The organism is Streptomyces sp. NPDC091282 (assembly GCF_044757385.1).
In the GTDB taxonomy this organism is placed as follows: Bacteria; Actinomycetota; Actinomycetes; order Streptomycetales; family Streptomycetaceae; genus Streptomyces; species Streptomyces gramineus.
The window spans coordinates 1266603-1291716 of sequence record NZ_JBIVUX010000001.1 but is presented as its reverse complement, the minus strand read 5'-3'; the positions used below and the strand labels follow the sequence as shown (position 1 = coordinate 1291716).

32 protein-coding genes and 1 tRNA gene are annotated in these 25114 nt (G+C 69.7%); 13 read left to right on the top strand and 20 right to left on the bottom strand.

Annotated elements, in window-relative coordinates; translation table 11 throughout:
* Nucleotides 1-298 precede the first annotated feature (298 nt).
* The 9 genes from ACIQOE_RS05885 to ACIQOE_RS05845 all read left to right on the top strand — a co-directional run bounded on the left by ACIQOE_RS05885 (nucleotide 299) and on the right by ACIQOE_RS05845 (nucleotide 10560).
* Complete coding sequence (locus ACIQOE_RS05885; protein ID WP_401409845.1) at nucleotides 299-2482, top strand: hypothetical protein; 2184 nt, start codon at nucleotides 299-301, stop codon at nucleotides 2480-2482.
* 188 nt (nucleotides 2483-2670) lie between these two features.
* Nucleotides 2671-4158, top strand: coding sequence for a GT4 family glycosyltransferase PelF (gene pelF / locus ACIQOE_RS05880; protein WP_401410121.1), 1488 nt, complete (start codon nucleotides 2671-2673; stop codon nucleotides 4156-4158).
* Complete coding sequence (locus tag ACIQOE_RS05875) at nucleotides 4155-5501, top strand: hypothetical protein (protein ID WP_401409843.1); 1347 nt, start codon at nucleotides 4155-4157, stop codon at nucleotides 5499-5501. The genes pelF and ACIQOE_RS05875 overlap by 4 nt, the downstream gene beginning before the upstream one ends.
* 213 nt (nucleotides 5502-5714) lie before the next feature.
* A complete protein-coding gene (locus ACIQOE_RS05870; protein WP_351323065.1) occupies nucleotides 5715-6722 on the top strand; it encodes an SDR family NAD(P)-dependent oxidoreductase in 1008 nt (335 codons plus the stop codon).
* 62 nt (nucleotides 6723-6784) lie between these two features.
* Entirely contained in the window at nucleotides 6785-7498 is a 714-nt protein-coding gene (locus tag ACIQOE_RS05865) for a nucleotidyltransferase family protein (RefSeq protein ID WP_351323066.1), read from the top strand.
* A gap of 4 nt (nucleotides 7499-7502) precedes the next feature.
* On the top strand, nucleotides 7503-8408 hold the full coding sequence (locus tag ACIQOE_RS05860) for an NAD-dependent epimerase/dehydratase family protein (RefSeq protein WP_401409841.1): 906 nt from the start codon (nucleotides 7503-7505) through the stop codon (nucleotides 8406-8408).
* A complete protein-coding gene (locus tag ACIQOE_RS05855) occupies nucleotides 8405-9073 on the top strand; it encodes a spherulation-specific family 4 protein (protein ID WP_365572078.1) in 669 nt (222 codons plus the stop codon). Before ACIQOE_RS05860 ends, ACIQOE_RS05855 begins: the two co-directional genes overlap by 4 nt.
* Nucleotides 9070-9906 carry an endo alpha-1,4 polygalactosaminidase gene (locus tag ACIQOE_RS05850; protein WP_401409838.1) on the top strand — a complete coding sequence of 279 codons (837 nt, stop codon included), beginning with the start codon at nucleotides 9070-9072 and terminating at the stop codon, nucleotides 9904-9906. The genes ACIQOE_RS05855 and ACIQOE_RS05850 overlap by 4 nt, the downstream gene beginning before the upstream one ends.
* A gap of 375 nt (nucleotides 9907-10281) precedes the next feature.
* Nucleotides 10282-10560 (top strand): hypothetical protein, encoded by a 279-nt coding sequence (locus tag ACIQOE_RS05845; RefSeq protein WP_388718412.1) that lies wholly within the window; start codon nucleotides 10282-10284, stop codon nucleotides 10558-10560.
* Between the two features lie 49 nt (nucleotides 10561-10609).
* On the opposite strand, the gene ACIQOE_RS05840 is transcribed toward ACIQOE_RS05845, so the two are convergent.
* From ACIQOE_RS05840 to ACIQOE_RS05785, 12 genes are all read right to left on the bottom strand, one after another.
* Nucleotides 10610-10798, bottom strand: a complete 189-nt coding sequence (locus tag ACIQOE_RS05840; protein ID WP_401409836.1) for a hypothetical protein — start codon at nucleotides 10796-10798, stop codon at nucleotides 10610-10612.
* Nucleotides 10795-10917 (bottom strand): hypothetical protein, encoded by a 123-nt coding sequence (locus ACIQOE_RS05835; RefSeq protein WP_401409834.1) that lies wholly within the window; start codon nucleotides 10915-10917, stop codon nucleotides 10795-10797. The genes ACIQOE_RS05840 and ACIQOE_RS05835 overlap by 4 nt, the downstream gene beginning before the upstream one ends.
* Nucleotides 10914-11336, bottom strand: a complete 423-nt coding sequence (locus ACIQOE_RS05830) for an ATP-binding protein (RefSeq protein ID WP_401409832.1) — start codon at nucleotides 11334-11336, stop codon at nucleotides 10914-10916. Before ACIQOE_RS05830 ends, ACIQOE_RS05835 begins: the two co-directional genes overlap by 4 nt.
* 156 nt (nucleotides 11337-11492) lie before the next feature.
* Nucleotides 11493-12341, bottom strand: coding sequence for a helix-turn-helix domain-containing protein (locus ACIQOE_RS05825; RefSeq protein ID WP_401409830.1), 849 nt, complete (start codon nucleotides 12339-12341; stop codon nucleotides 11493-11495).
* Nucleotides 12342-12348: 7 nt separating this feature from the next.
* Nucleotides 12349-12873 (bottom strand): DUF6879 family protein, encoded by a 525-nt coding sequence (locus ACIQOE_RS05820; protein ID WP_401409828.1) that lies wholly within the window; start codon nucleotides 12871-12873, stop codon nucleotides 12349-12351.
* Nucleotides 12845-13087 carry a hypothetical protein gene (locus ACIQOE_RS05815; RefSeq protein WP_401409826.1) on the bottom strand — a complete coding sequence of 81 codons (243 nt, stop codon included), beginning with the start codon at nucleotides 13085-13087 and terminating at the stop codon, nucleotides 12845-12847. Before ACIQOE_RS05815 ends, ACIQOE_RS05820 begins: the two co-directional genes overlap by 29 nt.
* 181 nt (nucleotides 13088-13268) lie before the next feature.
* Nucleotides 13269-14051: a peptidoglycan-binding protein gene (locus ACIQOE_RS05810; RefSeq protein WP_401409824.1), complete on the bottom strand. Its 783-nt coding sequence runs from the start codon at nucleotides 14049-14051 to the stop codon at nucleotides 13269-13271.
* An 84-nt stretch (nucleotides 14052-14135) separates the two neighbouring features.
* On the bottom strand, nucleotides 14136-14456 hold the full coding sequence (locus ACIQOE_RS05805; RefSeq protein WP_401409822.1) for a hypothetical protein: 321 nt from the start codon (nucleotides 14454-14456) through the stop codon (nucleotides 14136-14138).
* A gap of 14 nt (nucleotides 14457-14470) precedes the next feature.
* Nucleotides 14471-14692, bottom strand: coding sequence for a hypothetical protein (locus ACIQOE_RS05800; protein WP_401409820.1), 222 nt, complete (start codon nucleotides 14690-14692; stop codon nucleotides 14471-14473).
* Nucleotide 14693: 1 nt separating this feature from the next.
* Nucleotides 14694-15032, bottom strand: a complete 339-nt coding sequence (locus ACIQOE_RS05795; RefSeq protein WP_401409818.1) for a hypothetical protein — start codon at nucleotides 15030-15032, stop codon at nucleotides 14694-14696.
* 63 nt (nucleotides 15033-15095) lie between these two features.
* Nucleotides 15096-16046: a hypothetical protein gene (locus ACIQOE_RS05790; protein ID WP_401409816.1), complete on the bottom strand. Its 951-nt coding sequence runs from the start codon at nucleotides 16044-16046 to the stop codon at nucleotides 15096-15098.
* Nucleotides 16047-16148: 102 nt separating this feature from the next.
* Nucleotides 16149-16337: a hypothetical protein gene (locus ACIQOE_RS05785; RefSeq protein ID WP_401409814.1), complete on the bottom strand. Its 189-nt coding sequence runs from the start codon at nucleotides 16335-16337 to the stop codon at nucleotides 16149-16151.
* Between the two features lie 100 nt (nucleotides 16338-16437).
* Here ACIQOE_RS05785 and ACIQOE_RS05780 point away from each other — a divergent pair, with 100 nt between their 5' ends.
* Together ACIQOE_RS05780 and ACIQOE_RS05775 are read left to right on the top strand one after the other, a co-directional pair.
* Nucleotides 16438-17148: a hypothetical protein gene (locus ACIQOE_RS05780; RefSeq protein ID WP_401409812.1), complete on the top strand. Its 711-nt coding sequence runs from the start codon at nucleotides 16438-16440 to the stop codon at nucleotides 17146-17148.
* 28 nt (nucleotides 17149-17176) lie between these two features.
* Complete coding sequence (locus tag ACIQOE_RS05775; RefSeq protein ID WP_401409810.1) at nucleotides 17177-18121, top strand: hypothetical protein; 945 nt, start codon at nucleotides 17177-17179, stop codon at nucleotides 18119-18121.
* Here the strand turns inward: ACIQOE_RS05775 and ACIQOE_RS05770 are convergent.
* From ACIQOE_RS05770 to ACIQOE_RS05735, 8 genes are all read right to left on the bottom strand, one after another.
* Nucleotides 18118-18327, bottom strand: a complete 210-nt coding sequence (locus tag ACIQOE_RS05770) for a helix-turn-helix domain-containing protein (RefSeq protein ID WP_401409808.1) — start codon at nucleotides 18325-18327, stop codon at nucleotides 18118-18120. The two genes, ACIQOE_RS05775 and ACIQOE_RS05770, sit on opposite strands and share 4 nt — an antisense overlap.
* Before the next feature lie 134 nt (nucleotides 18328-18461).
* The gene (locus ACIQOE_RS05765; RefSeq protein WP_401409806.1) at nucleotides 18462-19073 is read right to left on the bottom strand and encodes a hypothetical protein; all 612 of its coding nucleotides are present in this window, start codon (nucleotides 19071-19073) and stop codon (nucleotides 18462-18464) included.
* A gap of 124 nt (nucleotides 19074-19197) precedes the next feature.
* The gene (locus tag ACIQOE_RS05760; protein WP_401409804.1) at nucleotides 19198-19809 is read right to left on the bottom strand and encodes a hypothetical protein; all 612 of its coding nucleotides are present in this window, start codon (nucleotides 19807-19809) and stop codon (nucleotides 19198-19200) included.
* Between the two features lie 115 nt (nucleotides 19810-19924).
* Nucleotides 19925-20338 carry a hypothetical protein gene (locus ACIQOE_RS05755; RefSeq protein WP_401409802.1) on the bottom strand — a complete coding sequence of 138 codons (414 nt, stop codon included), beginning with the start codon at nucleotides 20336-20338 and terminating at the stop codon, nucleotides 19925-19927.
* A 137-nt stretch (nucleotides 20339-20475) separates the two neighbouring features.
* Nucleotides 20476-20548, bottom strand: a tRNA-His gene (locus tag ACIQOE_RS05750).
* A 114-nt stretch (nucleotides 20549-20662) separates the two neighbouring features.
* Entirely contained in the window at nucleotides 20663-21265 is a 603-nt protein-coding gene (gene orn, locus ACIQOE_RS05745) for an oligoribonuclease (protein ID WP_351323070.1), read from the bottom strand.
* A gap of 130 nt (nucleotides 21266-21395) precedes the next feature.
* Entirely contained in the window at nucleotides 21396-22568 is a 1173-nt protein-coding gene (locus tag ACIQOE_RS05740; RefSeq protein ID WP_351323071.1) for a helix-turn-helix domain-containing protein, read from the bottom strand.
* Between the two features lie 377 nt (nucleotides 22569-22945).
* The gene (locus tag ACIQOE_RS05735; protein WP_365563658.1) at nucleotides 22946-23287 is read right to left on the bottom strand and encodes a hypothetical protein; all 342 of its coding nucleotides are present in this window, start codon (nucleotides 23285-23287) and stop codon (nucleotides 22946-22948) included.
* Between the two features lie 356 nt (nucleotides 23288-23643).
* Here ACIQOE_RS05735 and ACIQOE_RS05730 point away from each other — a divergent pair, with 356 nt between their 5' ends.
* Nucleotides 23644-24171 (top strand): universal stress protein, encoded by a 528-nt coding sequence (locus ACIQOE_RS05730; protein ID WP_351323073.1) that lies wholly within the window; start codon nucleotides 23644-23646, stop codon nucleotides 24169-24171.
* Between the two features lie 153 nt (nucleotides 24172-24324).
* A complete protein-coding gene (locus ACIQOE_RS05725) occupies nucleotides 24325-24891 on the top strand; it encodes a GPR1/FUN34/YaaH family transporter (RefSeq protein WP_351323074.1) in 567 nt (188 codons plus the stop codon).
* Nucleotides 24892-25114 lie beyond the last annotated feature (223 nt).

The window sequence follows — 25114 nt, the reverse complement described above, 5'->3', positions numbered from 1 at the left end:
TTTGATCATTTATTCATTCGGCGAGGGTTAATCGCACACTGCGCGATTTCTTCGGACCCCGTCTTCCGCGCCTCCGAAGGGGCCGGCGGGAATTCCCGGCGGCGGATCGGGAGGTGATATACCTCTGGGCGATGGGGGAGCGGGAATCGGGGGATTCACGTATGCGCGGTCGTATTCGCCGGCGGCACGGTCGTGTTCGCACGTAGGCGGACCTGCGCAATTCCTATCGCTTTTTGATCCGTATCCGATCTGTGTCATGCCGCGCCGCGTCGAACCGCGGCGCTGGGGGGAGTTCGTCATGCGTTCCATGCTGTTGAAAGCCGGTGTGTGCGGCAGCGCCGCCGCGCTCGCACTCGTCACGTCGCCCATAACGGCGAAGGCGGCCACGCCGGACCCGAGGATCGACCTGAAGGTGCTCGTCGTCGACGACGGAGGCCCGGCCACCGGAGCCATCACCGCCGAACTGGACTCGGCGGGTACCCCGTACACCAGGGTGAACCTGGCCGACAGCGGGCGGCCGCAGATCAACGCCGCCTTCCTCAGCGACACCGTCAGCGGCCGGCCCAGGGCCAAGTACCAGGCCGTCGTGCTGCCGAACGACAACCCGTTCGGAGCCGGCTCCGCCGAGATGGCGGCCCTCACGGCCTTCGAGCAGACCTTCGGCATCCGGCAGGCCGACGCCTACACCTACGCCAGACCCGAGGTCGGGCTCAACTACGCGCAGTCGCCCGGGTACATCGGCTCGCTCGACGGCATGACCGGCCAGGTGACGTCCGCCGGCAAGGCCGGACCCTTCGGCTACCTGGGAGGGAACGTTCCTTTCGAGGACAACGCGCCCGACGTGGCCGAGAGCTACGGCTACCTGGCCGTGCCGCTCGCCCAGCAGCAGGCCGGCGCCACGTTCACCAGCTACGTGGACGCCCCGATCCCCGGCAGCAGCGCGCGCGGATCACTCGTCGGCGAGTACGCCCACGACGGACGCCGGGAACTGGTCGTCAACTTCGTCTACAACCAGTACCAGGAGCAGTACCGGCTGCTGACCCGGGGCATCGTCGAGTGGCTGACCCAGGGCATCCACCTGGGCGCCGACCGCAACTACTTCGCGGTCCACGTCGACGACGTCTTCCTCGCCGACGACCGGTGGAACACCACGCTCAACTGCACGCCCGGAGACGTCGACTGCACCCCGGGCGGCGGCGCGACCCCCGACCCGATCCGGATGACCGCGGCGGACGCCCAGTACGCCAAGCAGTGGTCCGCCGCCCACGGCCTCACCCTGGACATGGTGTTCAACGGCGGCGGCAGCGAGGACTACAAGGCCGAGCACGGCGGCGCCGACCCGACGGCGGCCCAGCTCATCGCCGACAAGAACGCCTACCGCTGGGTCAACCACACCTACCAGCACCCGTTCCTCGGCTGCGTCCAGGACGTCAGCGTGGTGCCGTGGAAGTGCGCCACCGACGCGAACGGAAAGACCAAGTGGGTCAGCCAGTCCGACATCACCTCGCAGATCACCCAGAACCGCACCTGGGCGAGCGGCAAGGGCCTCACCCTCGACAACACCGAACTGGTCACCGGTGAGCACTCCGGGATGAAGGTGCTCCCGCAGCAGCCCGACGACAACCCCAACCTGGCCCCGTCCCTGACCTCCACCGGCGTGAAGTGGCTGGCCAGCGACAACTCCCGGGACCCGCAGCAGCGTCAGGTCGGCCCCGCCCTCACCGTGCCGCGCTTCCCGATGAACGTCTACTACAACGCGGGCCACGCCGCCGAGGAAGTCGACGAGTACAACTACATCTACACCAGCAAGGCCGACGGCGGCAGCGGCATCTGCGAGGGCTCCGCGACCACCACCTGCCTGAGCGCCCCGCTGGACCCCCAGACCGGCTACACGTCGTACATCGTCCCGCTGGAGAGCCGCATCGCCCTCGGGCACGCCCTCTCCAACGACCCCCGGCCGGTGTACATGCACCAGTCGAACCTCGCCGAGGACCGCATCGCCTACCCGGTGCTGAACAAGATCCTGGGCGACTACGGCAGCCTCTACGCCGCCAACACGCCGCTGGTCAACCTGCGGCTGAAGGACATCGGCACCGAGCTGAAGAACCGGGCCGCCTGGTCCACCGCGGTGAAGAACAACCAGGTCACCGCCTACCGGATCGGCAACACGGTGACCATCACCTCGCCGAGCGGCACCCAGGCCACCGCGACCATGCCCGTCGGCACCACCCAGAGCCAGCTGCTCGGCAGCACCGCCTTCGGCACCGCCTACGCCGGGCAGCTGTCCGGCTGGACCGCCCCCGGCCTGCTGCAGAGCTCGATCACCCTGCAACTGACCGCGCAGGGCACGCCCGCGGCTCCCACCGCCACCGCCACCGGCACCGCGAAGGCGGCCGCACCGGCGCCGGCGCTGCGGGTGCCCGGCGGGGTCACCACCCCCGTCCCGGCGGGCCCCGGCGACACCGTCCGCCGCAAGCGCTGACCGTGATCACCGCGCACGACCCGCACGACGGGCGAAGACGTCCCCACCGGCCCGAGGGGACACGGGGACACGAGGATGCGGGGACCGTGGCAGGGACCGATCGCACCGTGCCGGACGGCGGGAACACCCCGCCGTCCGGCACGGCCAGGGCCGTCACGGCCGTCGACACCGGCGCGACACGCGTCACGATGCTCACCGAGGGCACCTACCCGCACAGCCACGGCGGCGTGAGTGTCTGGTGCGACCAGCTGGTCCAGGGCATCCCCGACGTGGACTTCCAGATACTCGCGGTCACCGGTGACGGCCGCGAGTCCCTCACCTGGGAGACACCCGCGCACGTCAGCAAGGTGACCTCCATCCCCACCTGGGGACCGACGCCGGCCGGCCGCGCACCGCGCGGCCGGCGGCTGCGGACCTTCCTCGACACCTTCGAGATGTTCCTGCTGGCCCTCCTCGACCCCGGCCCGGGTACCGGCACCCGGGCCGGCCCCGGTACCCGGGAGCGCTTCGCCGAGGGGCTGTACGGCCTCGCGGCACGCGCCCGGTACGGGGAACTGACGGCGGCGCTGCGCAGCGAGGCGGCGATCCGCACCCTGGCCGCCGTCTGGAACCGTCCGCACCTGCCCACGCACGCCGCCCGGCCCACCATGCACGACGTGGTCACCGCCACCGACCTGCTGGAACACGCCCTGCGCCCACTCGCGGCCGTACCGCCCCGGCACGGCATCACCCACGCCGTCAGCGGCGGACTGGCCGCCCTGCCCGGACTGCTCGCCCGGCACCTGCACGGCACCCCCCTGCTGCTCACCGAACACGGCGTCTACCTGCGCGAGCGCTACCTCGGCTACGGCGCCGGAGGCTACCCCTGGCCGGTGAAGGCGCTGCTCCTCGGCTTCTTCCGGCTGCTGGCGCAGGAGACCTACGCCCGCGCCGCGCTGGTCACGCCGGGCAGCCACTACAACCGGCGCTGGGAGGAACGCGGCGGCACCGCACCCGACAGGATCCGCACCGTCTACAACGGCGTGGACCCCGGGGCCTTCCCGCCCGCCGGGCCGGAGCCGGAGATCCCCACGCTGGCCTGGGCGGGACGCGTCGACCCCATCAAGGACCTGGAGACGCTGATCCGGGCCTTCGCCCTGGTCCGCCAGGAGATGCCCGAGGTGCGGCTGCGGCTGTTCGGCGGCACACCCAAGGGCGGCGAGGCCTACCGGGAACGCTGCCGAGCCCTCGCCGGGGAGCTGGACATCGCCGAGGCCGTGGCCTTCGAGGGCCGGGTCGAGGACATCCGCGACGCCTACGCGGCGGGCACCGTCGTCATGCTCTCCAGCATCAGCGAGGGCTTTCCCTTCACCCTCATCGAGGCCATGTCGTGCGGCCGGGCCACCGTCTCCACCGACGTCGGCGGGGTCCGTGAGGCCGTGGGCGACGCCGGACTCGTCGTACCGCCGAGGGAACCGGAGGCGATGGCGCGGGCGGCGCTGGAACTGCTGCGCGCGCCCGCCCGCCGGGCCCGGATGGGCGAGGTCGCCCGGCTGAGGGTGATCGACCAGTTCACCCTCCGGCACACCATCGACTCCTTCCGGGAGATCTACGGCGCGCTGGCGGCCGGCGAGGACCCGGTCCGCCCCGCCGAGGTCCCGGCGCCGCACGCCCGACGGGCCGGAGGTGCGTGGTGAACCGGCTGGACGACGAACCGACCCTGCTGCTGCGCCTGCCGACGTCGCCGCTGCCGCCGGCCTGGGACGACGACCCGCTCGACGAACTCGCCGAACGGCTCGCCGACGTGTGCGGAGCCGCCGTTCACCCGGACGAGATCGCCGCGGTGCTGGAGTCCGACGGGCTGACGCACGAACAGATCACCACCCGCTACGCGCGACGGGACCTGTTCGACATGGCGGAGCAGCTGTACGCCCGGGTGCCGCGCCGGTTCCCGGACCCCGCACCGGTGCCCGACCCGTGGCGGACCAGCCCGTGGCAGTGCCTGCTGCGCGGAATGCTGTTCGGCCTGCCGGGACTGGCCTACCTGCTGGGCGCGGGACTGCTGCCGGGACGGGTCACCGGGCTCGCCGCCTCGGCCCTCGTCGCCTGGGCCTGGAACCAGGGTCTGGCCCACCGCGCCTACGTACGGCTCGCCGCGGGCGGCCGGCGGGCGGCCGCGCGCTGCCTGCTGCTCGGGGCCCCGGCCGGGGTGACCGTGGCGGCGGCGACCGCACTGGCCGTCTCGGGTCCCGGCGCCGTCCCGGCCTTCGCGGCGGGGGAGTCGCTCTACCTGGCGGCGGCCACGGTGCTGCTCGTGCTGGGGCGCGAGCAGCACCTGCTGATCGCGCTCGTGCCGACGGCGGCCGGGGCGGCCTGCCTGCCGCTGTGGCGCCCCGGCCCGGTGCCGGCCGCCGTGCTGCTGCTGGCCACCGTCGTGGCGGCGGTGCTGTCGGCGGTACGGGAGACCGTGCGGTCGCTGCGCACCGAAGGCTCCCCGGCACCGGGCACCGCCCGGCTCGGCGCCTCCGTCCCGTACGGACTGTTCGGCCTCGCCGGCGGGGCGCTGACGCTGATGGCCCCGGCGGCGGGCCGGCCGGCCGCGGTCGTGCTGACGCTCAGCATGGGCGTGGCCGAGTGGCTGCTCTACCGCTACCGGAGCCTGACGCTCACCGCCCTGCGGCACAGCAGGACCCCCCGCGGTTTCCGGCTCCGGGCGGCCGGCGCGCTCGGCCTGTGCCTCACCGGATACCTGGCGGCGCTCGCCGCGCCCGCGCTGGTCACCGGGGTGCCGTCGCTGCCGCTGCTCGCCCTCGGCGCGGCGCTCTGGGTCGCCCTGCTGCTCCAGGCGGCCGGGATCGCCTGGCCGTCCGCCGTGGCCTGCCTCGCCGCCGCGGCGGCGGAGGCGGCCCTGTCGGACGGCACCCACGCGGCCGGCCCGCTCAGCCCGGCCGCCGCCGAACTGGCGTCCTGCGGCTGCGCGACGGCGGTGCTGCTGGCGGTCGCGTGCACCCGGATGGGCCGGGCCACGGCCCACCGCTGAGCGGCCCCCGGCACCACAACCCGCGGCACCACTCCCCCCACGCGCCCCGGCCCCCACGGATCCGCCCCGACCGGATCCGCCTTCATCGAACCCGCCTTCACGAGCCCGCCTTCAACGAGCCCGCCTTCAACGAGCCCGCCTTCATCGAACCCGCTTCCATCCAACTCGCCGTCATCAGACCCGGCTTCACCAGATTCAGAGGAGACAGATCCCGTGACCTCGTCCGCTCCCGCGACCGTCGCAGTAACCGGTGCCGAGGGATTCATCGGCTCGCACCTGGTGGAGGCGCTCGTCGCCTCGGGCCACCGGGTGCGCGCCATGGCCCAGTACAACTCCTTCTCGTCGTACGGCTGGCTGGAGACCCTGCCGCAGGACGTGATGGACAGCGTGGAGGTCGTCCTCGGCGACGTGCGCGACGCCGGGTCGGTGCAGCACCTGCTCACCGGCACCGAGGCCGTCTACCACCTGGCCGCGCTGATCGCGATCCCGTACTCCTACCAGGCACCGCACAGCTACGTGGCCACCAACGTCACCGGCACGCTCAACGTGCTGGAGGCCGTGCGCCGGCTCGGCATCCCCAGGATGGTGCACACCTCCACCAGCGAGACGTACGGCACCGCGCAGACCGTCCCCATCACCGAGGACCACCCGATCAACACCCAGTCCCCGTACTCCGCCTCCAAGGCGGGCGGCGACCGGCTCGCCGACGGCTACTACGCCAGCTTCGGCACCCCGGTGGTCACCCTGCGGCCGTTCAACACCTTCGGGCCGCGCCAGTCCATGCGGGCGGTGATCCCCACCGTCATCGGACAGGTCGCCGCCGGAGAACGCACCATCGCCCTGGGCGACCTGCGGCCCACCCGGGACTTCCTGTTCGTCAAGGACACCGCGCGGGCGTTCCTCACCGTGGGCACCGCTCCCGCCGAGGCGGTCGTCGGCAGGACGTTCAACGCCGGTACCGGCGGCGAGATCTCGGTCGGCGACCTGGTGACGCTGGTCGGCAAGCTCATGGGGGCCGACATCGAGGTCCGCGAGGACGCGCAGCGCATCCGGCCCGCCGCGTCCGAGGTGATGCGGCTGGTCTGCGACGCCTCCCGGCTGCGCGCCGCGACCGGCTGGGCACCGGCCCACAGCCTCCAGGAAGGCCTGGAGCAGACCATCCGGTTCTTCTCCGACCCGGCGAACCTGGCCCGCTACAAGACCGCCATCTACAACGTCTGACCACTCGTCCCGGTCGCCGGCCGCCCCCGTCGACCACCGACCGACCCACCACGGAGTCCGCCATGCACGCAGTCATTCTGGCCGGAGGCAAGGGTGTCCGGCTGCGCCCCTACACCACCGCGCTGCCCAAGCCGCTCGTCCCCATCGGCGACCAGCACGCGATCCTGGAGATCGTGATGCGGCAGCTCGCCAACTCCGGATTCACCAGCTGCACCATCGCCATCGGCCACCTCGGCCACATCATCCGCGCCTACGTCGGCGACGGCTCCCAGTGGGGCATGCGCGTCGACTACTCGACCGAGGACAGCCCGCTGGGCACCATGGGCCCGCTGCTGACCATGCTCGACCGGCTGCCGGAGCACTTCCTCGTCATGAACGGCGACATCCTCACCGACCTGGACTTCCGCGCCGTCCTGCGCGGCCACCAGGCCGGCGGCGCCCCGCTGACCATCGCCACCTACTGCCGCAAGGTCAGGATCGACTTCGGTGTCCTGACCACCGACAGCGCGCAGGTCGTCGCCTTCACCGAGAAGCCGACCCTGGACTACCGGGTCTCCATGGGCGTCTACGGGCTCTCCCGGTCCACCCTCGACGGCTACACCCCCGGCCTGCCGCTCGGCTTCGACGAACTCGTCCTCGACCTGCTCCGCGACGGCACCCCGCCGGCCGCCCACGAGTTCGAGGGCTACTGGCTGGACATCGGCCGCCCGGACGACTACGACCGGGCCAACGCCGAGTTCACCACCCACCGCGACCTGCTGCTGAAGGGGGCCTGACCCGATGCGCGTCCTCGTCCTCGGCTCCACCGGATTCCTGGGCCTGCACATCACGGAACACCTGCGCGCCCTGACCGGCGTCCGGGTGCTCCGCGCCGGCCGCTCCCCGGGCGCCGACCTGCGGGTCGACCTCGCCACCGCCACCGTCCCCGAGCTCGCCGCCGGGCTGCGCGCGCTGGCCCCGGACGCCGTCGTCAACTGCGCCGGCGCCGTCGGAGGCGGCCCGCTGCTGCTGGCCGAGACCAACGCCCGGGGCCCCGCCGTCCTCTGCGAGGCCCTGACCGCGGCCGGCCTCCCGGTCCGCCTGGTGCACCTCGGGTCCGCCGGCGAGTACGGGACCACCACCGGGCGGTCGCTCGCCGAGGACTCGGCAACCTGCCCGCAGGGCGCCTACGGGGCCACCAAGCTGGCGGGGTCGCTGACCGTCGCCGAGGCCGCGCTGGACGCGGTCGTCCTGCGGGTGTTCAACCCGCTCGGGCCGGGCTCGCCCGGCACCAGCCTGCCCGGCCGGCTCGCCGACGAACTGCTGCGCGCCGGGCCCGACGGCACGGTGCGGGTCGGTGACCTGTCCGCCTACCGCGACTTCGTCGACGCGCGGGACGTGGCCCGTGCCGCCGTCCTCGCCACCACCGCACCCGGTCCGCTGCCCCGGATCCTCAACATCGCGGGCGGCAGCGCCACCCAGGTCCGCACGGTCGCGGAAGGCCTGAGCCGGGTCAGCGGATTCCGCGGCCGGATCGACGAGAACGGCGCCGGTTCGGAGCGCTCGTCGGCCGTCTCCTGGCAGCAGGCGGACATCACGGCCGCCGCCTCGGCGCTGGGCTGGCACCCCGAGCGGCCCCTCGCCACCTCGCTCGCCGACCTGTGGACCTCACGCACCGGCACCCCCGCGATCCCGCACCCGGCATGACACACGGCCGGCTGCTGGTCCCGCTGTACGTCCACCCCGCTGTGGACCCGGCGGCGTGGCAGGCCCTGACGCGGGTCCCGTCGCGGCTGTACGGCGTCGTCCTCAACGTCGCCGACGGCCCCGGCGCGACCCGCGACCCGGCCTTCGCCGCCGCCGCAGGGGCGCTGCGCGCGGCGGGCGTCCGCGTGCTCGGCTACCTCGACACCGCCTACGGCACCCGCCCGCACCCGACGGTGCTGCACGAGCTGCGCCGCCACACCGCCTGGTACGGAACCGACGGCGTCTTCCTCGACCAGGCCGGCGCCGACGCCGGCCTGCTGCCGTACTACCGTGCGCTGGCCGACGCGGCCCGCGACGACGGCGCCGCCACCGTGGTCCTCAACCCGGGCGTCCATCCCGACCCCGGTTACGCCTCCGTCGCCGATCTGCTGGTCACCTTCGAAGGAGACTGGCACACCTATCTCACCTCCGGCGCGCCGTCCTGGACCGAGGCGCACCCGCCGGAGAGCTTCTGCCATCTGATCCACGGCGTCCCCGACGGCCTGTGTGATCTCGCCGCCCGCACCGCGCGCAACCGCCGTGCCGGCGTCCACTGCGCGGTGCCGGGCACGGGCGCGAACCCCTGGGCCGCCCTGCCCCCTGCCGTGAGGACGGGAGTCACATGAGGTGCACGATCCGTCGGCCGCTCCGGCTGCCGGCCCTGTTCCCGCTGGTCGCGGCGCTGCTCGCGGGACTGCTCGCCGGGTGCGCCACCGTCCCGGACCGGCCCTCGGACCGGGCCCGGGACGGACGTCCGGCGACACGCTGGCAGCCACGCCCCGGCACAGCCTGGCAGTGGCAGCTCAGCGGCCGCGTCGACACCGGCGTGGACGTCCCCGTCTACGACATCGACGGCTTCACGAACAGCGCGGAGGTCGTGAGCCGCCTGCACAGGAGCGGCCGCAAGGTCATCTGCTACATCAACGCCGGCGCCTGGGAGTCCTTCCGTCCCGACCGCGCCGCCTTCCCCGCGTCCGTCCTCGGCCGCTCCGACGGCTGGCGCGGCGAGCGCTGGCTCGACATCCGCCGCCGCTCGCTGCTCCGCCCCCTCATGGCCGCACGGTTCGACATGTGCCGGGCGAAGGGCTTCGACGCCGTCGAGCCCGACCTCGCGGACGCCTACAGCAACGACACCGGTTTCCCGCTGACCGCCGCCGACCAGCTCGCGTACAACCGCATGATCGCCGACCTGGCCCACGAACGGGGCCTGGCGGTCGGTCTCAAGAACGACCTGGAACAGATTCCCGACCTGGTCGGCGACTACGATTTCGCGGTCAACGAGCAGTGCGCGGAGTACCACGAATGCCAGGCGCTGAGCCCCTTCGTAGCAGCGGGCAAGGCCGTCTTCCACGTGGAATACCACGTGCCCGAGAGCACGTTCTGCCCGCTCGCCAAGCGCCTCGGCCTCGACTCCATGCGCAAGAGGCTCGCCCTGGGCCGCTGGCGCAGCCCCTGCTGAACCCGGCCGGCGCACCGGTGCGCCACGGTGCGGAAGGCCGCCCGCGCCGAACTGCCTCGGGCGGCACCGGAATTGCACGAAAAGGCCCCTGGCCCGCGTCTCCGCGGGCCAGGGGCCTTTTCCTCAAGGGTGAGTGACGGGACTCGAACCCAATCCTTGGAAGAGGCTTGACCTTGGGATCCTCGCTCACCAAGACATGCTGGTGCGTTTCGATGAGTGTTCGGTTGCCGTGGATGTCGTCAGTGTGGCCACGCGTGTGGCCGCGTCCACACCGTCTCGGCCACCTGCTCAATGCCGAAGACCGACTTCCGAGAACACTAGCGGCCCGATCGCGTGGCTGAGCAGACTAGTCCTCCACTGACGAGGGAGGGGCCCGTGGGCGTCAAGAAGGTGCTGACGATCAAACTGGAGATCGAGGTCAACGAGAAGGTGACCCGTTCCAGCCGCCTGGAGAACACGTACGGCGAGGTGGTCATCGCCGCCATGAAGGCGGCTCGTGCCGAGATGCCAGCGGACAGCATTGAGCAGATCACCACTCACGCGCGCTGGGAGTACCGACACTGGGATCCGGAGCCGATCACCTACGCCAATGGGGAGGACCCGGAGATCGAGGACTTCGACGACGAGGACTTCGTCTTCGAGGATGAGGTCTGATCAAAAGGAGAGCCCCAGCAGTCCGAAGACGACCGGAGCTCTGCTCACCTCACGAGCCCTGTGGAGCATTGTCCGGAGCCGGCTCCTGGGCGTTGTGGGGGAGGCCCGGCTCGGACAGCAGGTCCTCCCAGTCGAAGTGCGCGGAGGTCCACAGCAGAGTCACGCCGTGCTTCGGGCAGTAGGCCCCGGTTGCGTCCTCGATCGGAAACTCATGGTCGCCGTGGATGCACCTGGTCACCGGGCCTCCCTCAGGGTTTTGTGCAGGGTGGCTGCGTCGGCGCAGTTCTCCGGGCAGTCCGGGCACTCCAGGACGTAGGCGTAGAGGACCTTGTACGCCTCCCGGTACTCGTCGGTCACGCGGCCGGCTCACAGATCAGCTCGGCCCAGACCTGCTTGCCCCAGCGGTACAGGTCGGTCCCCCAGCGTTCGGCGAGGGCGTCGACCAGGAGAAGCCCCCGGCCGCTGGTGAGGAGGTCGTCTCCCGGCTTGGCCATCTCCGGCATCAAGCGGGCCTTGTCGACCACGCCGATCCGGACGAACCGCGGGCTGGGCCGGGAAACGATGACCCGGACGTATCGCGTGTTGGTGTGCTTGACCGCGTTGGCCACCAGTTCGGTGACGAGGAGTATCCCGGGGTCCGACAGCTCCTCCAGGTGCCAGACGGCCAGGGCCGTCCGTACGAGCCTCCGGGCGACCTCGGCGCTCTCCTCCAGGCCTGGAAGCGTCTCGGAGTATCCGGGGTGCCCCGTCGGGTGCGGCTTCGCTGACACGATCATCTGGACCTCGTCCGCTGTCGAGCGTTCAGGGATGCCGCCCGGCCGTGCGTCACAAACCGTTCCAGAGGCGCGAGATGACCCGGCAGCAAGCGGTGCTGCGACCCTAGGGAAGGCGAAGACGGTGTCTCCACAATTTTCTATGCTTTTCTACGGTGACTACCCAAGATGAGCAATGGCTCCGGTGATCAGATCCCGCGCGGTACTGCCGTACACGGCCATCTCGGCCATCTCCTTGGAGGCCCTGACGTACTGCTCGACCTCACCCGGAGCGGTGATCTTGACGGCCGCTGAGAGCAGTTCGACATGGACCCGGGCGTCGTCGAAGACGTTGAAGGTTTCCAGGGTCCAGAGCGGCCGTGGAGCGGAGAAGGGGATCACGCCGAGGCTCACCGACGGCAGAGACATCAGAGTGAGCAGGTAGCCCAGTTGGCCCGCCATGGTCTCCGAGTCGCCAATCTGGTAGCGGAGGACGGACTCCTCCACCAGGACGGAGAACCGGTTGCCGTTGATGAACAGCACCCGGGAGCGGCGCATCCGGGCCTCCACCGCCTCCTCCACGTCGTTCGGTGTCCGGTGGAAGCGGGAGATCGAGTTGAGCAGCGCGGTGGCGTACGAGGGCGTCTGGAGGAGCCCGGGGACCACGGTGGAGCAGTAGATCCGGAACTGCCGCGTGCGCTCGTACAGCTCGACGCGGGACTCCTGGAGGTGCCGCAGACCGGTGCGCTGCACCCGGCGCCACTCCATGTACATCGAGTCGGCGGACTGGGCGGAGGCCACGAGGTCGTTCGCCGCGCTCTCGGCTCCGCACGCCGCACACCAGACGCGGATGTCGGCGATGGCCGGTGGGGTCCGGGCGTGCTCGATGCGGGAGACCTTGGAGGGGTACCAGTCCAGCCGCCGCGCAAGCTCGGTTGCCGTCAGACCTGCCTCTTTGCGGATCTCCCGCAGGCGGGCGGCGAGCTGGCGTCGGGCAGCCTGTACGGCGGCTGTCGGTGACTCGGTCATTCCTCGCTCAGGTGCAGTAGCTGTCGTGCGGGAGGGCTCTGTTCCAGATGGTCTCGAACGCCTCGGAGACACTCTTGATCAGGGTGGGGTCGTCGCTGAGAGTGTGGCCCACGAAGGCCCCGTCACCGGAGAAGAGGCCGAAGCGGACCAGTTTTTGGTCGAAGAGCCAGAGGTCGTTGCCCGGGATCAGCAGATCCGAGGCCAACCGGCGCGGAAGCCACCGGACCTCCTCCCCGGCCAGGACGTTCTGGAACGTGGACGCGTGCTCGTACCGTATGTACTCCGAGAGCGGCTCGGAGACGATCCGGGCCCGGCGGACCTTCACGCCCCGCTCCACGGCCTCGGCCACGGTGGTGTGGAAGTCATTCCACCACTCGTCCCGGTTCTCAGGCGTGTGCCGCTGGCCGGCTCGCCAGGCAGCGAAGTCCTCGTCCTCGTTCTCGACCCCGTAGACGTCGTGGGTCTCCAAGTGGACAGCGCTGTGACGGCAGTTGGCGAGCAGATCAGCGAACGGCGGCACCGTCTGCGGCATCGCACGCCTCCCTGATCGCGGCCACCATGCGGGCGGGGAGCCGGACGACTGCTTCGGTGTCGGGGATGCCTCCCGTCTCCAGGCACTCGCGCTCCGTCGCCTCGTCGGCCTTCCAGCCCTGGATGATGAGGTCCTTCGTTTCCTCATCGACCCAGATGGTCGGGCAGTTGTCCCCGTTCGTGTTCGGGTCCTTAGCGATGAACCGTAACGTCATGGCTCTCTCCGAATCTTCTGGCTTCTACAGACTTCTACGACGGTCACCCATCGGGCCCTCGCGGTCAATAGCGCATGGGCGCTCACGAGACCACCGTCGGAACGACAAAAAGCCCCCTCGCGGCCGGAGCCGAGAGGGGGGTGTTCCCGCCAGAGAGACACCACGGGGCACACTATGTGAATCAGACCTTCGGGACCTTCAGCTCTGCCCAGGAAGTGGGACCAGGAGGCCAGGTGGCCGCCGAGCCTGTGAAGCCCAGCTTGCGCTGGAACGCCTCGTACGAGGCCTTGTCGCCGGAGCCGATGGTGTCCTTGTTCGTGCTGCTCTTGTACCGGTCGCATCCCTCCGCCACCAGGCGGTCGTGCATGCGCGCCACGATCGGGGACTTCCGGCCCACGGAGAACCAGGCGGCCCCGGGGAAGGGCTCGTATGTCTTCGCAGGGGCGGCCGGCTCAGTGCCCTTGGGGCGAGGAGCGCCCTCCTGCACCCACGCATACAGCTCCGCACCGGGGCACTCGGTGGCGTAGCCGTCGCGGTGGCCCTTGATCTCGTTGCCCGCACCGTGCTGGCACAGCAGCTCGATGCCGTCCCGGATCCCGCCCAGCATGGCGTCCGTGGGCTTCGTGAGGCCCTCGTCTCCGACCAGGCCGATGATGGCGTAGTGCGCCACGTTCAGTGGCTGGTTGCCGTTGGAGCCGGTGCGCTTGCCGATGCCCCGGCCCTCCAGGAGGTAGCCGTGGGGACAGGCGCCGTAGTTGTACGCGATATCGGCGTAGTGCTCCTTCTGGTTGGCCAGGTGGCTCTTACGTATGGCCTGCCATTCCGCGATGCACGCGGCATGGTCCGTGAGGAGCTTGGTGGAGACCTCGGTCCCCTCGTAGTGGACCTTCACGCCCTTTGTGGAGGTCTGGGTCGGAGCGGCCGAGGCGGGCCATCCGAGCTGGGTTTTGGTCACGAGCTTCATGGGTGCTCCTCAGGGGTCTGGCGGGCATGAAGAAGCCCCTCCGGCAGGGGGGAAGGGGCCGGAGGGGGCGGCTTGGGGGAGGGCTCAGTCGGCCGTGGGTGGGTCCTCGGGATGAGCCCGGAGGTACCGGAGGTAGGAGACGAACCGGATCAGGAGCAGGGCCGTGGTGGCCGTCAGGAGGCCGAGGGACAGGACGGTGTCCCACCAGGGCCCGGTGGGTCCACCACCGCGGATTCCCAGCAGCAGGAGCGACCGGGCGTAGATCAGGCCGATGATGACGACCCAGCCCGAGGAGTTGACCTCGGTGATCCGGAACGGGTGCCGGGGGTGGTGCAGGACGAGGAACCCGGCCGAGGCGGCCAGGCCGACGCCCAGGAGGACGTACAGGGCGAGGGAGTAGAGCATCAGGCCTCCTTGTGTCAGCCGTCGGACAGCCGGCCCAGGACGACCGCCTCGATCCAGTCGCTGTACTGGTTGGCCCGGTTGTGTGCTCTGAGCTGCTCCTTCACCCGGCGGCTCTCGGTGAGCTTGGCCTCGACCTCGGGGTAGTGGGCCTGAGCCTGCTGGAGGGACTTCTCGGCGGCCCTCATCGCGGTCTCCGCCTCGGGAGACACCTTGGTACGTCGGGTGAAGAGCCGCATGTCACGCGCTCCCGGGCAGGGCGGGACGGTGGCCGAGTTCTTCGAGTAGATGGGTCAGGGTCTTGCCCTGCTCGACCGCGACGTCCCCGCGCTCCTCGGCCTTGGCGAGCTGCTGGCGGGTGAGCTGGTGGGCGTCCCGCTCCTTCTCGAACGCGTCGCGCCACCGGTCCCTGTCGGCCGTGAGGCCCGTCATCACGTACCTCGGCACGATGATGCCGATCATCAGGAGGACGACCACCTCGCCGACGATGCCGTACTGGACGAACTGGCCCAGCAGCTTCCCGACGTCGGGGCCGGAGTCCTCCGGCACGGCGAGTCTCAGCAGCTCGGGGATCAGCAAGAGGACCTCCTAGCTGGGCATGCGAAAGGCCCCGACTCTGAGAGCCGGGGCCTTCTGGGCAGATCAGGGTTTCATGGCCTTGAACTTCGCGATGGCTTCCTCCGGGGTGAGCGTGGGCCCGTGCGAGAGAAACACTTCGGTCACTCCGGTCGTATTCAGCGGAGTGTTGGCCTTCCGCAAGGCGGCCATCTCTTCGGGTCCGATCACCTCGAAGTTGCATAGATAGCAGCCGAAACGGGTCGGGGTGAAAGCACGACCGCTCGCCGACTCCTTGGCCGGTGTGAAGGTGAGGAGGCCCTGCCCGCCACAAGCGGGACACTCGCCGCCCGAGGCCCTCAACGCGATCTCCCCGTTCACGAGGAAATCCATGGGCTGGGCGAACCACTCTGCGCTGGACGGCTGAGGCGCTTTGAGAGCCCGCTCCTTGACCTCCGCCGGAAGACCCACGAACCGGTCCTCGAACGCGTGCCGAGCCTGAGTGATTCGGAGCTGTACGTCCCGGAAGACCTGATCTTCCTGCTCGTTCACCGCGTTCTTGAGCGGGTCTGTCCACCGCTCCCAGAACTCGTCCAGCGGCTTGCCGAGATCGCTGAGGAGAGTCTCGATGGTCCCGGCGAGAGGAGAGATCATCCCCTTGGCCAGCGCGCTGTCCGGTGCGGCATGAGCCGCCCCGTTGCGCATGGCGATCAGCAGATCGAGCTGGTCGTCCTTCTGGAGCACCCCGATCTTACGGAGACGGGCAAGGGCTTCTGTGGCCCCGACCGTGCGGACCTTCTCCTCGTCCAACTGGAGGTGCCCGCCGAGGTACATCGTCATGTCCGCGCTGTTGTTGCGGATCTCCGCGACGTAGACCGGGTTCTTCGCAGCGAGGACCGCCTTGGCGAGCTTCTCGACGGCTATACCGGCGTGGAGCGCGAAGTCCTCGTAATCCGGGCGTCCATGGTCGTCCATGGCTCTGTGGGCGGCCCTCTTGGCGCCCTGATAGAAGCTCTCAGAAGAGAGCGAATCGTTCATGGATGGACGGTAACCGCCACCTGTAGTACAGGGCGATGGAATTTAAAAAGACCCGGCCCCAGGGCGAACCACCCCCAGGAACTCCCGGGGCCGGGAGCTAGGTCAGGAGCCGTGCGAGTGGCCGCCGTCCTCGTCGTAAGAGCGGCTGTGGCCGTGCTCCACCTCGGGGCCGAGCTGGGCCCTGAGGGCCTCGTTCTCGGCCTCCAGGACGGCCATGCGGCGCCGGGTGAGGTGCAACTCCAGGACGGTGTCCCGGTACTCCTCGACGAGCTGCTCAGGGGTCATCTGCATGACATGCTCCAGGGGTGCGGCCGGCTCACCCCCTCACGTGCGTGTGGTGACGGGTGACCGGTCAGGCGCTGACGGGCGTCAGCTATGTCATCTTGGAGGAGTGAAGGTCGATACGTCGGTAAGCGATTTTGCAACGATTGTGGGATTTGGAGCGGCAGTTGTAGGCCTGCTCGTCGCTGTCTATCAGGCCTCTCGCGAGCAACGGAGACTCACCAAGGATGTCGATCAAGAGCGTGTCCGGCTGAAACAAGAAGTGCTCGGGCCCGACGGAGCTGAGCCGACTGGCGTCGAAAGGGCTGAACCGACCCCGGAGACCAGGTTCGCCAAGCTCCTGATCGAGTACTACGCCTATGGACTTACCCAGGCCCGCCGGAGTTTCAGCGTCAGTCTGTCCTGCTCGATCCTGGGCGGGCTCGTCCTGATCTCCGGCGCTGGCACGGCGATCCTCAGGGCCAACAGTGACGGAGACCAGTACGCCTCCGTCACGGCGAGCGTGGCCGGTCTCGTGATGACGGTCATCGGCACCCTGTTCCACCGGCGTGCGGACTTGGCGCTGAAGCACATGGAGTCCCAGACCCAGTCGCTCCGACAGGACATGAAGGTCGAGCGGGATGCGGGTCAGGCCATCAAGCTCCTGGAGGACGTGGACGATCCGGCCCTCCGGGCTCATCTCCAAGCCGCGCTGATTCTCAAGTTCTCCGCGGCGAAGCTCCCCGAGCTGGGCGGCGTCCTGAAGACGATCGAGGTCCTTCCGGAGCCACGCACCAACGGGACGGTCCCGCACCAGCAGTCGGAGTCAGCGAGTTCCTGACGCTCGTCATACGGCCTACGATCCAGGCATGACAGACCAGGCTGAGGCCGAAGACGGCATTCCCATCACGTTTACCGTGCCCGTCAGCGAGCCGTTCGCGCAGGCTGCTGCTGCGGCGCTCAAGGACCTGCGGGAGTTGGCCGCGAATGCCTTTCCCGATGAGGTCGGTGGCCCGGACGCGCCGTTCAGGCGAGACGCGGCGGCTATCGATGCGCAGCCTGAGCCGATACGCGAAGCCCGTCGGTCAATGCTCGGCATGATCTTCGACCTGGCCCAATTGTCATGGTCCAACGCTCTCGATCATGTGAGGGCTCTCGAACAGGATGTGGTCATGCAGCCGCCGCCAGTCTGGTCGCCGCTGACGCTGAGCAGGGCCGTGATGGAGAATTGCCTATTCCTGCACTACCTGATTGATCCGGACATCTCTACTGCCAAGCGGCTGGCACGCTGTGCTGGCCTCTGGCGGACCGACGTCGAACACATGGAGAAGGCGGCGAAGGCATTCGGGCCGGCTCAGGAGGCAGAGATCGCCAAGACCAGGGACTACGTGCTGACGGCACTCCGTGACGTTGGGGCTGTGGAGCGAACCAACGCGCAAGGCCGGCTGATCGGTTACGAGGTCGACGGCGAGAATTCCGGTCTGGACATCAACATCACCGAAGAGGCCAAGGCCATGCCGGCTCACCTGCCAGCGCCCTACCGGATCCTCTCGGGGGCCGCACACGGGCGCCCATGGATGACGAACCGCGCGCGAATGCTGGCCGAGGGCTCTGAAGATGACCTGGTGGGCGAGGCGGCCACCGTCATGATGGCCGTCGCGGTTGTCACCGGCGCGCTGGAAACAGCGCTAAAGGCGTGGCGGGATTACGTCGGTCTGAATTTCGGTGACACCCTGGAACACCTGAACGGGTTGTACAGGATGTTCTTCATCGAGGCCGTCAACCTGGGCGTGGAGAGCGCGAAGCAGCTCTAGGCGGAGGACACCAGCACGCGCTTGGCCCTCGCTCTGGTGGCCTTCTCGGCCTGGGCGACGGACAGATGGCGGAAGAGCTTCTGGCCTCGGTGATCGAGGCCTTCGACTTTCAGGTGTCCTCGGCGGACCCACGAGTAGACCGTCACGATGCTGACGCCCGTCAGCTCGGCGGCCTCCCGGGCCGTCAGCCAGAGTTCGTCCTCCACTGAAGCCCTCCCGGACATGCGAAAGGCCCCGGTCCGCCAGTGGCGTCGGGGCCTGCACGAGCACGTACGTGTCCTGCTGACACGAAGTATGCGGTCGCCTTGATTCAAATTGCAAGCACTCTCTCTGACGGGCGTCATGACGGGGCGGAGTGGCGCATGGCCTCCTCTTCACCCGGGTCGACGTTGGCAGGGTCGGGGTCGTGCAACTGCTCGAAGCGGCGCCGCTGGGCCAGTTCGTGCTGGATGGCCCTTTGCCGCTTCGACTCCGTCCGTTGGGAGAGTGGCGGAAGGGGCTCGGAGAGGATGTAGGCCGACAGAAGTTCGGTCAGCTCGCCTGTCAGCTCCGCGAGCCAGCTCACCGCGAAGAAGTGCCGGACACCGGCAGCCCTGTACTTCCGCATGACGATCATGAGGTCCCGCACGCGCTCACGAAGCTTTCGGTCCGGGATGCGGGCCACGGCCCTGTCGATGTTCTGCACGTGGCCGAACACGGTGTCCAGGTACGACGCGCTCTCGTCCATACGCATCGTGGCTACTTCGCCCGTGACCGACCCCAGGAACTCGGTGAGCGCGATCAGCTCGTTCAGGGCCTTGTCGGCTGCTGCCTGGCCGATGTCCTGGAGACGGGCCTTCTGCGCTTCCCTCGTCTGGTGGGACAGCGTCAGCCACACGCCGCCGAGGGACGTCGCACCACCGACGACGGCGCCGCCGAAGCCGATCAGGCCCGAAAGCACTTCTGGTTGCATGCCGGTCATCATGCCGACGGGACCGGCCCTCGTGGGGCTAATCCCGTCAAGTCCATGTTGGCCGACGCCAAGAGTACGTCGGGACGTACCCATAGGCCCATCCCAGAACCACGTTCAGCCGACGTCAGGCAGTTCCAGGACCTACGACGTTGCTGCCGGAGGCCATGAGCTTCTTCAGAACCGCGAGCCTCTCGGTTGCGCCTCGCTCTTCCAGATCCTGCACACGTAGCCGGTAGGCACGTAGTGCCTCACCTTTCATCTCCGGAACCCCTGATTCGCCTCGGGCGTAGGTGCTTAGCAGGGCAAGCGCGAAGGCGGCTGTGAAGGTGATCCAAACCCACTCCCCCCGCTTCGTGTCGGCGTGGTGCCAGACGCGCACCATGTAGGTAGCGTTGTCCATACGCTCGCGCGCGATGGGATCGCGGATTAGGAGTACGGCCATCCCAATTTGCCCTAGATGTTCGGCTACTTGGGCCTCTAGCGCCTGCTGCCTCTCGTCGTCGCTCTGATACCAGTCGCGCGAGATTGTCCTCAGGGCGTATAGGTGCGTCATGGCGTTGGATATCGCTTGGCGTTCTTGCTCGGCCAATCGCTCTTCGCGTAGACGGTCGTTCTCGGCCTGGAGTGTGATCTTAGTGGCCTTGAGTGAGGTACTTCCTCCGATCCAGGCGCCGATCACGGCACCTCCTAGTGCCGCAAGACCACCTATCCAACCTGCCGCTACGGTTGCGTCCATAGGGAAGATCCTGCCGGACGGAGGATCAACCGCGCGGCTGATCCGGTCGTCGGGTTAGTGCCCGCAGCCGGGTTTGGTCCACCAGCCGCACTTGCCGCAGTACTCCATGGGCGCCTCACTGTCCGATCGGCCCGATGACCCGTACGTGGGTCCGGGCAGGGTTGTCGGGGTCGGAAACCGAGATGATCTGGGCCCCGCCCGGGAGGCGAGTCACGGTCAGCTCGGTGTCGTTGTTGTTGGCCTGACCAGGACCAACAACAGGTCCGGGGCCCTCGGGGGAGGGGCTCGGAAGGGGGATGTCGGCGGCCTTCACGCCCGTGCTCACGCCCCGGCCCTTCATCCGCACGTCGGTAATGGGGACACCGGCCTGGGTGAGGACCTCCCGCACGTGGGCGGTGTCGGTCCCCAGCGCCTTGGCGACGGCGGAGAGGTGGGCGTGGGGCTCCGCGACCTTCCGCAGGGCTTCCAGGACCTCGGGGGAGTCGTCCTTCGCGGCGGCCGGCTCCGGGGATTCCTGGGGCGGTGCCACCGCGGCCTCCTCCGGCTTCCCCTTCCGGTAGGCGACGACGGTCCTCAAGATCCCGTGTGGCCACCGGTGTGACCCACAGAAGAGACGATAGAGGCCGGTGATCTGCGTTTCCGCAGATCACCGGCCTCTACATAAAGGGTGAGTGACGGGACTCGAACCCGCGACATCCTGGACCACAACCAGGTGCTCTACCAGCTGAGCTACACCCACCATGACCGGCGGTCATTCTGTGGTTTCTCCGACCGGCCGAGAAAAAGTGTACAGGGTCCGAAGGGGTGCTCGCGCACGGCTTTACGGGAGCACCCGCCGGGGCCTCCCGGACGCCTACTCCGCAGGCAGGACGTGCTTGGCCGCGATCGTCCGCGCGGTGTCCGAGTCCGGGCCGGGCTGCGGTACGAAGACGGCCTCCCGGTAGTAGCGCAGTTCCGCGATCGACTCGCGGATGTCGGCGAGGGCGCGGTGGTTGCCGTTCTTCTCCGGGCTGTTGAAGTACGCCCGCGGGTACCAGCGCCGGGCCAGCTCCTTGACGCTGGAGACGTCGACGATCCGGTAGTGGAGGTATCCCTCCAGGTCCGGCATGTCCCGGGACAGGAAGCCGCGGTCGGTGCCGACGGAGTTGCCGCACAGCGGGGCCTTGCCGGGCTCCTTGACGTGCTCCCGGACGTAGGCCAGGACCTGCTCCTCGGCCTCGGCGAGCGTCGTGCCGCCGGCCAGCTCGTCGAGCAGGCCGGACGAGGTGTGCATCTGGCGCACCACCTCCGGCATCGTCTCCAGTGCCTTGGCCGGCGGACGGATGACGATGTCCACGCCCTCGCCGAGCACGTTCAGCTCGGAGTCGGTGACCAGTGCGGCCACCTCGATGAGCGCGTCGTCGGACAGCGAGAGGCCGGTCATCTCGCAGTCGATCCACACCATGCGATCGTTCATGTGTCTAACCTTACGGCGCGCCGCTGTGAGCTGAACCGACCGTGCGGTGACCTTGTGCGGGAGATCGCGCGGCGGGCCCCGCGAAACGGCGACCGCCCACCCGGCGGGACCGGGTGGGCGGAGGCGCGGATCAGCTGCCGGTGCGCGGTCCGGGGAGGCTGGCCGACAGGCCCACCGCCGCGGTCCTGCGGGTCTGCATCGGCAGTACTCCCTCGGGGTACTGCACGGTCAGCGGGCCCGTCGGCGGCAGCGGTGCCGGTTCCGGCGTGTCGGCGCGCTCGGCCTGCGGACGCCTGGCCCGGTACGCGGCCCGGTACGCCGCCGGGGACGAGCCCAGCTGGCGCCGGAAGTGACCGCGCAGGGCGACGGGGGAGCGGAAGCCGCAGCGGCCCGCCACCTCGTCCACCGAGTAGTCGGACGTCTCCAGGAGGCGCTGCGCCTGGAGGACCCGCTGCGTGATCAGCCACTGGAGCGGGGCGCTGCCCGTCAGCGAGCGGAACCGGCGGTCGAAGGTCCGGCGGCTCATGTACGCGCGTGCCGCCAGGGTCTCCACGTCGAACTGCTCGTGGAGGTGCTCCAGCGCCCAGGCGACGACCTCGGCGAGCGGGTCGGCGCCGATCTCCTCTGGTAAAGACCTGTCGAGGTAGCGCTCCTGACCGCCCGAGCGGCGCGGCGGTACCACCAGGCGGCGGGCGAGCGCGCCGGCCGCCTCGTTGCCGTGGTCCGTCCGCACGATGTGGAGACAGAGATCGATTCCGGCCGCCGTGCCGGCGGACGTCAGGACGTCGCCGTCGTCCACGAAGAGTTCGCGCGGGTCGACGTGGACCGACGGATAGCGCTTGGCCAGCGTCGGCGCGTACATCCAGTGGGTGGTGGCCGGCCGGCCGTCCAGCAGCCCGGCGGCGGCCAGTACGAACGCGCCGGTGCACAGCCCGACGATGCGGGCACCTTCCTCGTGGGCGCGGCGCAGCGCGTCCAGTGCCTCTTCGGGCGGTGGCGCGGTGATGGAGCGCCAGGCCGGTACGACGACCGTGCCGGCGCGTGAGATCGCCTCCAGGCCATGTGGCGCGGTGAGTTCCAGGCCCCCTGTGGTCCGCAGCGGGCCTTCCTCGCCTCCGCACACCAGCAGTCGGTAGCGCGGTACGCCGGCGTCCTGGCGGTCTATCCCGAACACCGACAGCGGTATGGAACTCTCGAAGATGGGGCCGCCGCTGAACAGCAGCACCGCGACGATCTCCTTGCGGCGTCGCCCGGAGAGTTTCCGGGCCGCGGCTTCCGGCGCGGCAGTGGAGTCGTGGCTCATACTGCTAAGCCCCCCTCGGTGGTCGCGGCTCCTCGGTTGTGTCGCTCCTGCACGTTTCCCCTCGGTCCTGCACGAGTCCCCCGCCGTAAGACGTCAAGATCGAATCTACTGGTTTCCACGATGTCGCGTTGACCAGTTCGACACGCCGCAGATTGTCGACATGACAACTTGGCGTGAAGCATTCGATCACGAAGCGTTGCACTCACGGGCCGTGCAGGGAAGTGCGCCTCGTGGCAGTGGCCAAACCGCGTAGGGTGCGCGGGGTCCCCGGGACCCTTTCCGTGCAGGTGGAACGGGGGTTGGGGGGTGGTCGGGACCCCTCTTGCACAGGGGCGGGAAGTTGGCTGAAAAGAAGCGTTCCCGTGCGCGGAAACCGGTCAGTCGACCGGTGTACCGCTCCTAGTGTGACGTCCGCCTCCCCGGGCCGCCTGCCGGGGGGCCCGGTGCGGCGCCCGGCGGGGCGCGCGGTGCGGTGTTCCCGGCTCCCTGTGCGGCTCCGTCCCGGGCGGAAGGGGGCGCTCCGAGCGGCGCAGCAGGTACCGGCAGGCGACGGTGACGGCGGTCAGGCCGACGGTGGTGCCCGCGGCGGCGGCCGGCGAGGTGCCGTACCAGAGGAGCACCACGGGGACGAGGACGCAGGAGAACGCGGCCCAGCGGACGACGTCGCTCGCGGCGTCCTGGGCGGAGTGCGGCTCGGGTTTCGGGCGCGGTCCGGACATGCGGGTGACTCCCTGCTCTCCCTGGCGTGGCTCCCGCCGGCTCCCGGCGGTGCCGCCGCCGGGTTCAACGCGGGTTCGAGCGGTCGGTCACCGTGGGTACGCCCCGCCGCTGTCCGAATCCTGTGCAAACCGCCTGTACGGGGCAGCAACCATTGCGTTACGGGCGCGGCTCGTGCATGCTCCCTGGAACCCCGACGGACTCCGCGGGACGTCCCCTACGGAGAGTGCGCGGGATCTGGGCCGAGGAGGCGTGCCGCCGTACCCTTGGGGGTAAGGGGTTGGGAAGATGTTTCCCGGACACAGCTCCGCCGCACACTGTCGTCCCCTCCACAAAGGATCACAACGCCGAGACAGCCATGGCCGGTCACGAATTCTTCGATCCAGCGGACCGCAAGCGGCCGGTCGCCGACCCCACGGCGGCCGACGCGCTGGCGGCGGAAGAGGCACGCCCTTCCTGCGATCCCGCCTTCCAGCACGGAGTGGTCGTCGGTTTCGACGGCTCCACCTCCAGTGAGCGCGCCCTCGCCTATGCGGTCGGGATGGCACACCGCTCCCGCGCAGGGCTGATCATCGTCCATGTCGCCAACCGACTGCCGACCACCGTGTGGGCCGGCTGCGAGCCACCCGTCTTCGTCGACGTGCCGGACCACCGCACCGAGGTGCTCGGTCTCGAACTCGCCTGCGCCGACTACCTGTCCGAGGTGCCCTGGATCCTCGTCGAGCGCGGCGGCGACATCTGCCACGAACTCGAAGAGGTGGGGCGGGAGTACGAGGCCGACGCGATCGTCGTGGGGTCGACCCACGGGATCGTCGGGCGGATCTTCGGCTCCGTCGCGGGCAGACTCGCCAAGCGGGCCAAGCGGCCCGTCGTTGTCATTCCGTGACTCCCCGTTCTCCCAGGTGAGATGCGCCGTGGGTACGGCCCGACTCCCTTTGTGCCGCGCGCAGATTACTCGTGCGTAGAGGTGTTTGTGCCCTTGTGAAGGGCATATATCGGTCACCGCGCACAACTGCACAGAGCATGAAGGGAGCCCGCCGTGGACAACGACGTTCCTGCGGGAAGCGGAACCACTACCGTGGCCGGCCGACTCGCCCTGGGGATCACCCTGTTGGCGTTCGGCATCGGCACCACCGGCGTGATCGACGACGTCACCACGTCCGACGCCGTGTCAGTCGCCCACTACGTGGGCGGAGTCGCCCTCTTCCTCGTCGGCCTGCTGGCCTTCCGTGACCGTGACGCCGTGAGCGGCACGGGCTATGTCGCCCTCGGGGCCCTCTGGTTCACCTGGGCCGTCTCGTCCGGCTCCAACGCCTCGGCCAACGCGGCCGGGCTCTTCCTGCTCCTCTTCGCCCTGGTGGCCCTGTCGTTGACCCTCGCGGGCGGCGACCAGCTCGGACAGGGCATGCACGCGCTGCTGTTCCTGTCGATGCTGCTGCTGGCCGTCGCGAACTTCGCCGACAGCTCCTCGCTGGTCAAGGCGGGCGGCTGGGTGGCCGTGGCGGCGGGGGCGGTGGCCTGGTACGCCGCGACGGCCGCGCTCGCGCACTGGCCGACGGTGCTTCCGAGGCGGGCTGCCGGCCGGGGGGTGACGGCCACCGGCTGATACGGCAGCCGACGCCGGGGAGTTGGGCGTCCCCGGCGATCCAATGAGCGGACCCCTTCGTGGCTTGGTGGCACACGTGGGGGTCCGTTCGGCTGTCCGGCCCCTGCGGGTACGTCGTGGTCGCTCGCGCAGTTCCCCGCGCCCCTGAAGGGGCGCGGGGGACAGCGCGACAAGCCCCCCCCCGCCCGCCCCCGCTGAACGGCCGTACACCCCCCGCACCCCC

Coding starts and splice junctions, on each gene's coding strand:
- ACIQOE_RS05740 (WP_351323071.1), bottom strand. CDS start 22,568: ATGAGCCACGACTCCACTGCCGCGCCGGAAGCCGCGGCCCGGAAACTC.
- ACIQOE_RS05785 (WP_401409814.1), bottom strand. CDS start 16,337: ATGCAGATGACCCCTGAGCAGCTCGTCGAGGAGTACCGGGACACCGTC.
- ACIQOE_RS05830 (WP_401409832.1), bottom strand. CDS start 11,336: ATGATCGTGTCAGCGAAGCCGCACCCGACGGGGCACCCCGGATACTCC.
- ACIQOE_RS05885 (WP_401409845.1), top strand. CDS start 299: ATGCGTTCCATGCTGTTGAAAGCCGGTGTGTGCGGCAGCGCCGCCGCG.
- ACIQOE_RS05815 (WP_401409826.1), bottom strand. CDS start 13,087: ATGACGTTACGGTTCATCGCTAAGGACCCGAACACGAACGGGGACAAC.
- ACIQOE_RS05765 (WP_401409806.1), bottom strand. CDS start 19,073: ATGCAACCAGAAGTGCTTTCGGGCCTGATCGGCTTCGGCGGCGCCGTC.
- ACIQOE_RS05860 (WP_401409841.1), top strand. CDS start 7,503: ATGCGCGTCCTCGTCCTCGGCTCCACCGGATTCCTGGGCCTGCACATC.
- ACIQOE_RS05730 (WP_351323073.1), top strand. CDS start 23,644: ATGGCCGGTCACGAATTCTTCGATCCAGCGGACCGCAAGCGGCCGGTC.
- ACIQOE_RS05805 (WP_401409822.1), bottom strand. CDS start 14,456: ATGCTCTACTCCCTCGCCCTGTACGTCCTCCTGGGCGTCGGCCTGGCC.
- ACIQOE_RS05850 (WP_401409838.1), top strand. CDS start 9,070: ATGAGGTGCACGATCCGTCGGCCGCTCCGGCTGCCGGCCCTGTTCCCG.
- ACIQOE_RS05800 (WP_401409820.1), bottom strand. CDS start 14,692: ATGCGGCTCTTCACCCGACGTACCAAGGTGTCTCCCGAGGCGGAGACC.
- ACIQOE_RS05735 (WP_365563658.1), bottom strand. CDS start 23,287: ATGTCCGGACCGCGCCCGAAACCCGAGCCGCACTCCGCCCAGGACGCC.
- ACIQOE_RS05775 (WP_401409810.1), top strand. CDS start 17,177: ATGACAGACCAGGCTGAGGCCGAAGACGGCATTCCCATCACGTTTACC.
- pelF (WP_401410121.1), top strand. CDS start 2,671: ATGCTCACCGAGGGCACCTACCCGCACAGCCACGGCGGCGTGAGTGTC.
- ACIQOE_RS05790 (WP_401409816.1), bottom strand. CDS start 16,046: ATGAACGATTCGCTCTCTTCTGAGAGCTTCTATCAGGGCGCCAAGAGG.
- ACIQOE_RS05865 (WP_351323066.1), top strand. CDS start 6,785: ATGCACGCAGTCATTCTGGCCGGAGGCAAGGGTGTCCGGCTGCGCCCC.
- ACIQOE_RS05810 (WP_401409824.1), bottom strand. CDS start 14,051: ATGAAGCTCGTGACCAAAACCCAGCTCGGATGGCCCGCCTCGGCCGCT.
- orn (WP_351323070.1), bottom strand. CDS start 21,265: ATGAACGATCGCATGGTGTGGATCGACTGCGAGATGACCGGCCTCTCG.
- ACIQOE_RS05855 (WP_365572078.1), top strand. CDS start 8,405: ATGACACACGGCCGGCTGCTGGTCCCGCTGTACGTCCACCCCGCTGTG.
- ACIQOE_RS05760 (WP_401409804.1), bottom strand. CDS start 19,809: ATGGACGCAACCGTAGCGGCAGGTTGGATAGGTGGTCTTGCGGCACTA.
- ACIQOE_RS05820 (WP_401409828.1), bottom strand. CDS start 12,873: ATGCCGCAGACGGTGCCGCCGTTCGCTGATCTGCTCGCCAACTGCCGT.
- ACIQOE_RS05825 (WP_401409830.1), bottom strand. CDS start 12,341: ATGACCGAGTCACCGACAGCCGCCGTACAGGCTGCCCGACGCCAGCTC.